10 protein-coding genes and 1 pseudogene are annotated in these 11117 nt (G+C 69.5%); 8 read left to right on the top strand and 3 right to left on the bottom strand.

From position 1 onward, the window contains the following. From AC1D1T_RS24950 to AC1D1T_RS24920, 7 genes and pseudogenes are all read left to right on the top strand, one after another. Positions 1 to 185 (top strand): annotated as a pseudogene (locus AC1D1T_RS24950) (sugar ABC transporter permease); the annotation flags it as partial. Between the two features lie 6 nt (positions 186 to 191). Then, positions 192 to 1094: a carbohydrate ABC transporter permease gene (locus AC1D1T_RS24945; protein WP_477992675.1), complete on the top strand. Its 903-nt coding sequence runs from the start codon at positions 192 to 194 to the stop codon at positions 1092 to 1094. Positions 1095 to 1121: 27 nt separating this feature from the next. Continuing rightward, on the top strand, positions 1122 to 2210 hold the full coding sequence (locus AC1D1T_RS24940; RefSeq protein ID WP_465113493.1) for an ABC transporter ATP-binding protein: 1089 nt from the start codon (positions 1122 to 1124) through the stop codon (positions 2208 to 2210). Between the two features lie 28 nt (positions 2211 to 2238). Beyond that, positions 2239 to 3201: an AraC family transcriptional regulator gene (locus AC1D1T_RS24935; protein ID WP_477992674.1), complete on the top strand. Its 963-nt coding sequence runs from the start codon at positions 2239 to 2241 to the stop codon at positions 3199 to 3201. Continuing rightward, entirely contained in the window at positions 3198 to 4673 is a 1476-nt protein-coding gene (locus AC1D1T_RS24930; protein ID WP_477992673.1) for a glycoside hydrolase family 16 protein, read from the top strand. Before AC1D1T_RS24935 ends, AC1D1T_RS24930 begins: the two co-directional genes overlap by 4 nt. A gap of 239 nt (positions 4674 to 4912) precedes the next feature. After that, positions 4913 to 5488: a hypothetical protein gene (locus tag AC1D1T_RS24925; RefSeq protein WP_197067063.1), complete on the top strand. Its 576-nt coding sequence runs from the start codon at positions 4913 to 4915 to the stop codon at positions 5486 to 5488. A 33-nt stretch (positions 5489 to 5521) separates the two neighbouring features. Next, positions 5522 to 6232: a family 16 glycosylhydrolase gene (locus AC1D1T_RS24920; protein WP_477828967.1), complete on the top strand. Its 711-nt coding sequence runs from the start codon at positions 5522 to 5524 to the stop codon at positions 6230 to 6232. A 111-nt stretch (positions 6233 to 6343) separates the two neighbouring features. Here AC1D1T_RS24920 and AC1D1T_RS24915 read toward each other — a convergent pair whose 3' ends face one another. Then, positions 6344 to 6790, bottom strand: a complete 447-nt coding sequence (locus tag AC1D1T_RS24915) for an Lrp/AsnC family transcriptional regulator (protein ID WP_477844879.1) — start codon at positions 6788 to 6790, stop codon at positions 6344 to 6346. A 124-nt stretch (positions 6791 to 6914) separates the two neighbouring features. Between AC1D1T_RS24915 and AC1D1T_RS24910 the strand changes: the two genes are divergently transcribed. Continuing rightward, entirely contained in the window at positions 6915 to 7823 is a 909-nt protein-coding gene (locus tag AC1D1T_RS24910; RefSeq protein WP_477992676.1) for a DMT family transporter, read from the top strand. Positions 7824 to 7943: 120 nt separating this feature from the next. On the opposite strand, the gene AC1D1T_RS24905 is transcribed toward AC1D1T_RS24910, so the two are convergent. Together AC1D1T_RS24905 and AC1D1T_RS24900 are read right to left on the bottom strand one after the other, a co-directional pair. After that, positions 7944 to 9950 (bottom strand): TonB-dependent receptor plug domain-containing protein, encoded by a 2007-nt coding sequence (locus tag AC1D1T_RS24905; protein WP_477992672.1) that lies wholly within the window; start codon positions 9948 to 9950, stop codon positions 7944 to 7946. A 73-nt stretch (positions 9951 to 10023) separates the two neighbouring features. Then, positions 10024 to 11117: sensor histidine kinase (locus AC1D1T_RS24900; RefSeq protein WP_477992671.1), on the bottom strand; the 1094-nt coding region annotated here is incomplete at its 5' end.

The raw sequence follows: 11117 nt of genomic DNA, 5'->3' as shown, positions 1-11117 counted from the left end.
CCTTCATCCTCACCGGCGGCAGCGGCGGGGTCGGGCAGGTGGCCGAGACGGTGGCCATGCAGATGTACAAGGTCGGCCTCAACGATGGCGACTTCGGCACCGCGTCGGCTGTCGCCTGGCTGATGTTCATGGTGATCGCCGCGCTCACGTGGCTCAACAACCGCACCCTCGGGCGCAAGGATTGACCGGCCATGACCGCATCCCGACTCACCGCCCAAGCGGGCGCCAAGGCGCCGCCCGCAAGCCGCACGCGCGCGCGGCTGCTGCGCAGCCTCAAGCCCTCCGAGTGGCTGCCCTACGCCATCGTGATGGCGGGCGCGCTCATCATGCTGGCACCGTTCTACTTCATGTTCGTCTTCGCGACGCACACCAACAGCGACATCCTCTCGATGCCGCCGCCGCTGTGGTTCGGCTCGGCGCTGGCCGACAACATCCACCAGCTCGTCGCGCTGCGCCCGCACTTCTGGCACAGCCTGGGCCTGTCGCTGTGGGTCGCCGTGGCGGCCACCGCGCTCAACCTGTTCCTGTGCTCGCTGGGCGGCTATGCCTTCGCGATGTACGAGTTCCCGGGGCGCGACACGCTGTTCGCCGGCCTGATGGCGACCATGCTGCTGCCCGCCTTCGTCGGCATGATCCCCTTCGTGCTGCTGATGAAGGAGATCGACTGGCTCAACAGCACGCGCGCCCTCATCGTGCCCGGCGCCTGCTCGGCCTTCGGCGTGTTCATGATGCGCCAGTACATCGGCTCGGCGCTGCCGCGCGAGCTGGTCGAGGCGGCGCGCATGGACGGCTGCGGCGAGTTCGGCATCTACTGGCGCATCGTCGTGCCGCTCATCGGGCCGGCCATGGGCACGCTGGGCCTGGTCACCTTCATCGGTTCGTACAACAACTTCGTCGGCGCGCTGCTCGTGATGAGCCAGCAGGAGATGTTCACCGCGCCGCTCGTGCTGCGCTCGCTGCAGGGCACCGGCCAGACGCCGTGGGGCGCCATCAGCGCCGGCTCGGCCATCACGGTGCTGCCGCTGCTGATCCTGTTCGCCGCCTCTTCACGCCGCCTCATCGAGGGCCTGTCCGCAGGCGCCGTCAAGGGATGAGGGGCATCCCTGCGAAGCAACACTGACATGACTCATCTCACCCTCCAAGGCATCGAGAAGCACTACGGCCAGGGCCCTCGCGTGCTGCACGGCATCGACCTGCACGTCCACTCCGGCGAGTTCATGGTCTTCGTGGGGCCATCGGGCTGCGGCAAGACCACGCTGCTGCGCTCGATCGCCGGTCTCGAAGACGTGAGCGCCGGGAAGATCTTCATCGGCGACGAAGAGTCGCAGGACCTGCCACCGGTGGACCGCGGCGTCGCAATGGTGTTCCAGAACTATGCGCTGTACCCGCACATGACGGTGGCCGAGAACATCGGCTTCGCGCTCAAGTTCACGAACCTCGGCAAGGCCGAAGCGCAGCAGGCGGTGCTGCGCGCCGCCGAGATGCTGCAGATCGTGCCGCTGCTGGATCGCAAGCCGAAGGCGCTGTCCGGCGGCCAGCGCCAGCGCGTGGCCATCGGCCGGGCCATCGTGCGGCATCCGAAGGTCTTCCTGTTCGACGAGCCGCTGTCCAACCTCGACGCCTCGCTGCGCGTGCAGATGCGCATGGAGCTGGCCCGGCTGCATCGCGAACTCGGCACGACGATGATCTACGTGACGCACGACCAGGTCGAGGCGATGACGCTCGGAACGCGCATTGCCGTCTTCAATGCCGGCCGCATCGAGCAGGTCGGCACCCCGATGGAGCTGTACCACCACCCGCGCACGCGCTTCGTCGCCGGGTTCCTCGGTTCGCCGAAGATGTGCTTCCTGCCCGGCATCGCCAGCCAGCAGGGCAGCGGCCTGCGCCTCTCGCTGGGCGACGCCGGCAGCGTCTTCCTGCCGGACCAGGGCCTGCCCGGCACCGCACGAGAGCTAACGCTGGGCGTGCGTCCGGAGCACCTCGGTTTCGCGCCGCCGGGCGGCGGCCTGCAGGCCACGGTCGATCAGGTCGAGCACCTGGGCGATTGCGACATCGCTTACACGCGCCTGGCCGGCCTGGCCGAGCCCGCGGCCATCAAGCTCGCGAGCGGCAGCCGCCCGCTGAAGACCGGCGAGGTGGTCTGGCTCGAGCCCGAACCGGGCCGCTGCCACCTGTTCGATGCGGAAGGGCGCGTGGTCAACGCGCGCTGAGTCTTGGCCTCCACCGACGAGTTGCCCGATGAACACGAACCTCCTGCTCGCCGACGCTGCCGTGCCGCCCCGTTTTGCGCAGGGCCTTCTGCCCGCCGGCGCCGGGCCGCTGAAGGCGCTCGTGCGCCCGCGTGAGCAGCCCTCGCTGCGCAGCCACCACCTGCGGCGCATGGAGCAGGTGCTGGACCACGTCGAGACGCACTTGTCGAAGGACCTGAGCCTGGAGCGGCTGAGCGACTGCGCGGCGTTCTCGCCGTTTCACTTCCACCGGCTCTTCCTCGCGTGGAGCGGCGAGACGGCGAAGGAGTTCGTGCGCCGCCGCCGGCTCGAGACGGCGGCCGGCCGGCTGCGCCACTGCCCGAACGAGAAGGTCACGGCCGTCTCGCTCAACTGCGGCTTCGCCTCGCCGGAAGCCTTCGCCCGCGCCTTCCGCGAGCATTTCGGCATGACGCCGTCCCGATGGCGTGCGGGCGGGTGGATCGACTGGCGAACGCCGGYCGACGACAGCCGGTCCACGACGAGCTGCCGGGTCGAACTCAGGCACTTCGAGGCGAGGGAATGCCTCTACATGCGCGAGCGCGGCGACTACGGCCACAGCTCGGAGATCCTGCACGCGCGCTTCGTGCCCTGGGTCGACAGCATGGGCTTGTCGGACCGGCCGATGCTGTCCATCGGCCTCGACGACCCGGCCATCACGCTCGCGGCGCATTGCCGCATGGACGCCTGCGTCGAGCTGCCCGCCGGCTGGCAGGACCCCGGCCTGCGGGCCATGCGCAAGAGCCTGCCGGCGCACTGGGCCGCCTGCCTGCGCTACGAGGGCCCGTCGAGCGAGATCGGGCGTGGCTGGAACACCTTGCTCACCGAATGGCTGCCCACATCCCCGTTCGAGCTCGCGGAAGGGCATTTCATCCAGCGCTGCGAACCCGGCTCGCCGCCGCCCGGTTCGCCGTTCGTGCGCTGCGAGCTGTGCATGCCGGTCAGCGCGACATGAGGTGCGCTGCGTGCTACCTGGCGGCGCTTGCCGCGGCGTGGCTGTCGGTGCCGGCCTGGGGCGCTGACGTACCGTCGGCGGGACCGTCGGTGGTGTGGGCCGATTTCCGGACCGCCCCGGCCGGCCGCGCGCGCCCGCCGGTGAGCCTGCTGCAGATCTCCGAGAAGCCCGGCGATGTCGCGGCCGACCCGCTCGGCGCCTACGACGGCGGGGTGCGGGTGTCCGGCCGCCTGAGCCGTGCGCAGGGCAGCGCGTGGAGCACGCTGGGGGTGGACGTGGGGGCGGGCCGCGGCGGGGCGGCGGTCGACCTCTCGGCGTTCCGCAACCTGCGCATCCGGCTCGTGTCGCCGACCGAACAGGTGCTTCGCATCCGCATCAAGGGCACCGACACGAGGCTGCAGAACACCGGCTGCTACCCGGTGCTGCTGCAGCGGGTGCGGGGCACGATGGACATCGACATCCCGCTGGCGGTCTTCGAGCCCGAGCCCTATTGCGCCGGCAACGGCGCGAGCATCGCGCAGACCCTGCCGGCCGTCGCGAGCGTGGAGGTCACGGCCAACGAACCGTCGGACGAGCCGGTGCGCTTCGAGGTCGGGCGCATCGAGTTCCTGAATGCCGGCAGCGACATGGTGGCCGCGGCGCCGGCGGCGGTGGCCCTGCCCCGCGAGACGCGGGATGCCGCATGGCGGCTCGCCTGGGCCGACGAGTTCGATGCGGCGGCGACGGTGCGGGTCGACGAGAAACGCTGGCGCGTGCACAAGGCCCCCGGCGGCGCGGGCCCGCAGCTCGACGGCAACGGCCGCCTGCTGCTGCCGCCTGCGAGCAGCCTGCGCGTGCGGCCGGCGGGTGCGATGGTCTACGGCCGCATCGAGCTGCGCGTGAAGTTGCCGGCCGGTGCCGCGCGCCTCTCGTTGCAAGGCGCACCGCTGACATCGCTCGACTGGCTGGAAGCCGGCGAGATCGCGTTGATCGAGAAGGACGGGACCGACCTCAACCTCGGCCTGTATGCGCCGGGCATCGGCGACGAGCCGGCCTTCCATGCGCCGGTGGAACTGGCGCCTTCGAGCGACGGCTTCCACCGCTTCTCGCTCGAATGGGATCCGGTGAAGATCCGATGGGCCGTCGACGACGTGGCGGTGAAGGCGGTGCTGCGCACCGACCTGCCCACCGGTGCGCGCGAGGTCTTCGAGCAGTGGCCGTTCCTGCTGAACCTGGAAGCCGGAGCGGGCACCGAGCCGATGCTCGTCGACCATGTCCGCATCTACCAGAAGGACGAGCTGGCCGCCTTGTCGCGCGAACGGCTCGCGACCTGGAAGACGGCGTACGACTCGGTGAACGTCGCGGCGCCGGTCGCCCGTCCCGTGGCGAGGCCGACGCCGCCGCGCAAGGCGGCCGAGCCCGCCGCGCCGGCCGCGCGCACGCGCGTCGTCACCTGCGAGCGCAACAAGTTCGGCTTGATGATGTGCTATTGAGCCCTGAGCGCAAGAACGGCACGGTCAAACGCAAAGACGCGACTGCGCCGACGACAGGGTGAGAACACCATCCACGTGTCACTTCATAGGAGACATCAGTGGATCAGATCTATCGGCGCTCATGCACCGCCTTGACGGCACTCTTCAGCGCAGTGGCGCTCACGGCTTGCGGCGGGGGAGGGTCCAGCACCCCCACGCCGGCGGCCTCCGCACCGCCGTCGGCTCCCGTCCCGGCGCCCGTGCCGGCACCGCCCTCCGGTCCTTCGTCGAGCGATGTCGCATTCGCGACCCCTTCGAGCGCGACGGACACCAGCGAGGCCGGCAAGATCGAGACGTACTCCTTTGCCGAGAAGGGCAATCAACTCACGGCCGGGACCGCGACCTTCGCATCGGGCGAGGTGGACTTCGGCGCGTCGCTGTCGGGCGACCAGGCCTACGCCGGCACGGCGATCCGTGTCTACGCACCCGGCAACACCGGCGCGGCCCCGGTCACCGCCTTCAATGCCTCGGGTTTCACCAAGCTGAAGATCCAGCTGAAATCGTCGAGCGACGGCGTGTTGTCGATCAAGCTCCAACCGAGCCCGGTGGCGGGTGACGGCTGCACGGCGACGGCCCAGGCGATCGTCAACTCGACGCTGTCCGAACTCGTCATCGACCTGAGCGACGCGATGTTTCCGCTGCCGGACTACTGCAACGGCACCGGCTCGAAGGTCGGCACCGTCAAGGCCGGCCTGTTCGCGGTCGACGTGATCAACGCGGCCACCACCACGGGTTCGCACAACCTGAGCGTGGGCACCGTGAAGCTCGCCCCCTGATCACGCACGACAACCAACAACAAGGAGACAAGCATGATCAATTCCATCGTCAAGGGCGCCTTCGCCATGGTGCTGGCCCTCGGCCTGCACCTGAACGCGCAGGCCACCAACTTCTTCGACGGGTTCGACGGCTCGGGCGGTCCGAACGGATCGGTCTGGGAGACCGCCAACTGGGCCAACGGTGACATCTTCGGCTGCACCTTCGCCTTCAGCGAAGCGTGGCTGACGGGGTGGGGCGGGCTGGACCTGAACGTCAACAGCAGCAACCGCAACGCGGTGAAGTGCGCCGAGGTGCGCACCTGGCAGAGCTTCCAGTACGGCAAGTTCGTGACGCGCATGCAGCCGGGCACCATCGCCGGCGGCAACAGCTCGTTCTTCCTGTACACCGGCAACGCGGGCACGTCCAACCACTTCGAGATCGACATCGAGTTCATCAAGGGGGGCACCGTCCTGCACACCAACGTGTGGACGGCCGGCCGCCAGAACTTCCAGCAGTTCGCCATCGGCACCGGCTGGCGGACCATCGGCTTCGAATGGCGGCCGACCTTCGTGCGCTGGTTCCACGTCAACGATGCCGGCGTGGAGATGGAGTTCCGGCGCGTCAACACGACGATCTCGGCCCCGATGCGCCTGATGCTGAACCACTGGGTCGGCAACAACTCGGCGAACGCCGTCGGCTTCGTGGGGACCTACAACGGCGGCGGCGGTCCGGCCTACTACGACTGGGTGAAGGTTTCGGACTGAGATCGGCCAACGCGCAGCCGCTTCGAACCGGCTGCGCCCCCGGAACGCCGAAGAAGGACTGCAGATGCTCGGCGCCGGCCCGGCCGTCCGAGCACGGCCGGGGATCTGCTTTCAAGCCGTGACACCGAGCGGCGGCGCGCGGCGGCCGATGACCGACGCCTTGATGATCGATGTGTTGGTCTCCGCCTTGTCGGTGATGAGATCGAGGATCTCATCGAGCTGCGCGATCGAGCGCACGTGCATGCGCGCGATGAAGCAGTCCTCGCCGGTGACCTTGTCGCACTCGCTGATTTCCGGTATCGCCTGCATCAGCGTCTGGACGGCACGCAGATGGCCGGGCAGCGGGCGGATCCGGACGATGGCCTGGAGCTGGAAACCCAGGGCCTCGGGGTCGATGTCCACGCTGTAGCCCCGGATGACGCCGCGCTCCTCGAGGCGTCGCAGACGCTCGGACGTGCTCGGCGAGGACATCCCGATGCGCCGAGCGAGATCCTTCAACGAGATGCGCGCGTCCGCGGCGAGGATGCCGAGGATGGCGCGGTCGGTGGTGTCGATCATGGTGGGCCGGTCAAGCGAACGAGTTGCCTTTTATTGTCAGGCAATCTCCATGTTTCACCTAACAAACAGCATTCAACACCCGAGCTTCTTGTGCAATTCTCTGGGGACCTCAGGGAAGGGCCTCATGACAATCAACAACAGACGCCGCGGTGCGATCGAGATGACGCTGGCCATGGTGATCTCCGGCACGATCGGATGGTTCGTGGTTCGCTCCGGCCGGCCCTTGATCGAACTGCTCTTCTGGCGCTGCGTGTTCGGGGCCGCGACGCTGACCGTCGTGTGTGGCATCCGCCGTCATTTCCGACACGGCCTGCCGCTTCGGACGATCGCCTGGGCGGCTGTCGGCGGGGTGGCGCTGGTGCTCAACTGGCTGCTGATCTTCGCGTCGTTCTCGCACGCGTCGATCTCGGTCGCCACCGTGGTCTACAACACGCAGCCCTTCATGCTGGTCGGCCTGGGCGCCTTGTTGTTCGGCGAACGGCTGACGGCCGACAAGCTCGCCTGGCTCGCGGTGTCGTTCACCGGCGTGCTGCTCATCGCCTGGGGGCAGGGCGCCACCGGCCACCCGGGCGCGCGCTACGTCGCCGGCATCCTGATGGCCCTGGGCGCCGCCTTCTTCTACGCGGTCGCTGCCCTGGTCGCGAAACGGCTGCGCGGGACCCCGCCGGAATTCATCGCGCTGATCCAGGTGGGCGTCGGCATCGCGATGCTCGCGCCGTTCGCGCAACTCTCCACCCCACCGGCGGATGCCGGCACCTGGGGGACGCTGATCACGCTGGGGGTGGTCTACACCGGCCTCGTGTTCGTGCTGCTCTACGGCGCGATTCAAAAGCTGCCGACGTCGACAGTCGGCGCGCTCTCGTTCATCTACCCGCTCGTGGCACTCGTGGTGGACTACGCGGTGTTTGCGCAACGCCTCGGGTTCTTCCAATGGGTCGGTGCAGCCGCGATCCTGCTGGCGGCCGCGGGCACGACGCTGGGCTGGTCGCGGCCGAAGGCCGGGAACGTTGTTCGGCGTACCACGCCAGGTTGACGCCCGCGCCAGCCTGTTCCCGGGGTGGGCGCCCTCCATGGCGCCAACATTTCTCGTACACGGTCGAGAGCAGCGCCACCGCCTACACCTTGAGGGCCGCGGGTGGTGAGTGCGCCGCACCTAGAACGCGTACTGGATCCCGAACGAGACCAGCACCGGCAACTGGTAGACCTCTTCGCGGGTCTGGTAGTCGGGGCTGTAGCTGTAGCCCGAGACGTTCTTCCGGTTGTAGGCGTTGATCAGCTCGACGTACTGCGTGAGGCGGGGCGATACCTTGCGGTCCAGCCGCAGGTCCAGCCGGTGGTAGGCCGGTACGCGCACCGAATTGATGGCGCCGTAGACCGGCTTGGCGCGCCCGTCGGGGTACGTGCCCGTGCCCACCACCGGCGTGTACGGCGAGCCGGTGTGGTAGCTCCACTTGGCGCCCCAGATCCACGCGTCCGAGTGCTTGTACTGGCCCACCAGCGTGGCGATGACGGGCTGGTCGTAGTCGAAGCGGAAGCTCTCGCCCGTCAGGTCGTTCCGGCGCCGCGCCTGCGAGACGCTGAGCGAGAAGAAGCCGGTCAGCTTCTCGCTGCCGTCCTTCTTCACCAGCAGCTCGAAGCCGCGGGCCGTTCCGCTGCCGCCGTTGACGTACTTCAGCGCCGGGTCGTCGACCGCATAGCCCTGGAAGGTCTTGCGGTAGACCTCGGCACGCACCGACCAGCCGGCGTCGAGGGCCTGCGTCACGCCCAGCACGTACTGCGTGCTGCGCAGGTGGGTGAGCTGCGGGTTGCCGATGTCGCGCAGCGCCTGCTCGATGGGCGGTGGCTGGTGGTGCCGGCCCATGCCCGCCGACACCAGGGTGCGTGGCAACACGTTCCACTCCAGTCCCAGGCGCGGTTCGGTGAAGGTCTGCCGCAGGTAGAAATCGCGGCTGGCACGCAGGCCGCCGGTGGCCGTCCACTCGGGTGACAGCCGCCACCGGTGATTGGCGTAGGCCTCGGCCTGGTTCTGGCGTGTCTTCTGCAGCGAGACCACGCGACCGGCGGAGCTGATGTCGCAGTTGGGGTCGAACTCGGTACAGCGCGGGTCCTGGATGTCCAGCTCGAGATCGACGAGGCGGCTGTTCACCACACCGCCCAGCGTCGTGGCGTGCTCGGGCGTCCAGGCCAGGCGCAGCTGCTCGCGCAGGTAGGTGGTGACCACCTCGGCGTCGTAGTGGCCCGCGCTGCCGATGCGCGTGAAATCGCGCGTGGCCATCCGGCCGAGCGCGAGCTGGTTGCCGGTGGACGGGGCGAAGTCGCCATCCCAGCTGAGTGCGAAGCTGCCGTAGGACTGGCGCATGCTGCTGTTCCCCAGCAGCACCGGGTCGCGCTGGGCCGCCCTGGAGCCTTCCTTCGTGGTGAAGTCGATGCGGTCGTTGGCCGTGCTGAAGTCCAGGCGCAGGCGGTTGCCCGGGTTCAGGTCCCACAGCAGCCGGCCCTGCGAGTCGTGGTACACGGGCACGGTGAGGCTGACACCTTCCTTCTCATCCTCCACCGTCTTGACGGCCAGGTCGAACCAGCTGCGCCGGCCGGCCAGGAAGAAGGACAGGCCATCGCCGATCGGCCCTTCGGCCAGCACGCTGGCGCCGAGCAGGCTGAAGTCGAGCTTGCCGCCGAGGCGGTCGCTGCGCGGGTTGCGCAGCGAGATGTCGAACACCGCGCCCACCACGTCGCCGTACTCGGGGCTCCAGGCGGCGCTGGCCAGGTCGAAGCGGCGAATCAGGTCGGAGTGGAAGGTGCTGGCGAAGCCGCCCAGGTGGAACAGGTAACCCACCGGCAGGAAGTCGACGTAGTAGGCGTTGTCCTGCGGCCGTGCACCGCGCACGGCGGGCGCGCTGCTGTTGTCGTCGGTGGTGGTCACGCCGGGCAGGGCCATCACGGCCTTCATCGGGTCGCCGCTGCTGCCGGGGATGCGCGACAGCTCCTCGCGCGTCAGCGTCTGCTTGCCGGCGGCGTTGTGCGCGCGTTTGCCCTGGATCTCGACGGTCTCCATGCGCAGGGCCTCGGCAGGTGCTTCGGCATCCTGGGCCCAGGCAGCGGGGATGCAGGCCAGGGTGACGGCACCGAGGGCAAGGGGGTGAKGGGGGCGCAGGCGTGGCATGAAGCACAGGGAGCAGTGACGAGGGGCCGGATGTTCGCCGCAGCCACCTTCGTGCTTCCTGAAGACAGGCCCCCTAGGTTCGGGGGAGGTCGACGGTGAAGCTGCAGCCGCGCCCGCCGGGGCCGGCCTGCAGGTCGACGTCGCCGCCCAGCGAGCGCGCCGCTTCGCGCACGATGGCCAGGCCCAGGCCCGCGCCGCGCTCGTCGCCGGGCTTGCCGCGCCAGAAGCGCTCGAACACCTGTTCGCGGTGTTCGGCGGCAATGCCCGGGCCGTTGTCGACCACGCGCAGCTGCCAGCGCGCAGGCTGCACGTCGATGCTCACGTCCACCAGCACGCCGCGCCCGCCGTAGCGCAGCGCGTTGTCCACCAGGTTGCCCAGCATCGAGCGCAATGCACGCGGGTCGGTGGCCAGCACGGCGTTGTCGGGGCCGCTCAGCGACAGCTCGCTGCCGAGCCCGGTCGCTACCTCGGTCATGCCGGCCAGGGTGTCGCGCGCGACGTTCATCACGTCCACCGGTTCGCGTGGCGCGAGCGCGGTGGCGTCGGCCTGGGCCAGGCGAAGCAGCTGGTGGGCCAGGTGCGAGGCGCGCTCCACCGCGCCCTGCAGGCGGTGCGCGGCCTCGTGGCGCGCCCGGCCCTCGCTGGCCTGCAGCACATGGGCCTGCGTGCTGATGACGGCCAGCGGGGTGCGCAGTTCGTGCGCGGCGTCGTGCACGAAGGCCTTCTCGCGGGCGAAGGTGGCGGCCATGCGTTCGAAGAGCCGGTTCAACGCCGTCTGCAGCGGCAGCAGCTCGCGGTAGCCCTTGGGCAGCACGATGGGGCTCATGTCGGCGGGCGCGCGCACGGCCACCTGGTCCGACAGGCTGTGCAGCGGCGCCAGTGCCGCGCGCAGCGCCAGCCACACCGGCAGCAGGATGACCGGCAGCGTCAGCGCCAGGTAGCCCAGCAGCTCGACGCCAACCTCGAGTGCGGCCCAGCGCGTGCGCTGCACGTCGTCGTCGAGCAGCGTCACGGTCCAGTGCGGGCTGCTGGCGGTGTAGCTGCGCAGCGTGGCGCCTTGATGCACGGCTTCCGACAGGCCATCGGGCAGGCGCAGCGGGTCGGCGTCGCCGGGCTGCGCCGCCGGCAGGCGCAGGCCGCCGTCGCGGCGCGACACCAGCAGCAGGG

The organism is Rhizobacter sp. P2_H3, from assembly GCF_056403355.1.
The sequence above is the reverse complement of the archived record's forward strand: the minus strand, read 5'-3'. Positions and strand labels throughout refer to the sequence as shown.

Excerpts from the sequence above, each read along its gene's own strand:
- AC1D1T_RS24915 (WP_477844879.1), bottom strand. The coding sequence starts at position 6,790 with ATGATCGACACCACCGACCGCGCCATCCTCGGCATCCTCGCCGCGGAC.
- AC1D1T_RS24910 (WP_477992676.1), top strand. The coding sequence starts at position 6,915 with ATGACAATCAACAACAGACGCCGCGGTGCGATCGAGATGACGCTGGCC.
- AC1D1T_RS24920 (WP_477828967.1), top strand. The coding sequence starts at position 5,522 with ATGATCAATTCCATCGTCAAGGGCGCCTTCGCCATGGTGCTGGCCCTC.
- AC1D1T_RS24930 (WP_477992673.1), top strand. The coding sequence starts at position 3,198 with ATGAGGTGCGCTGCGTGCTACCTGGCGGCGCTTGCCGCGGCGTGGCTG.
- AC1D1T_RS24940 (WP_465113493.1), top strand. The coding sequence starts at position 1,122 with ATGACTCATCTCACCCTCCAAGGCATCGAGAAGCACTACGGCCAGGGC.
- AC1D1T_RS24945 (WP_477992675.1), top strand. The coding sequence starts at position 192 with ATGACCGCATCCCGACTCACCGCCCAAGCGGGCGCCAAGGCGCCGCCC.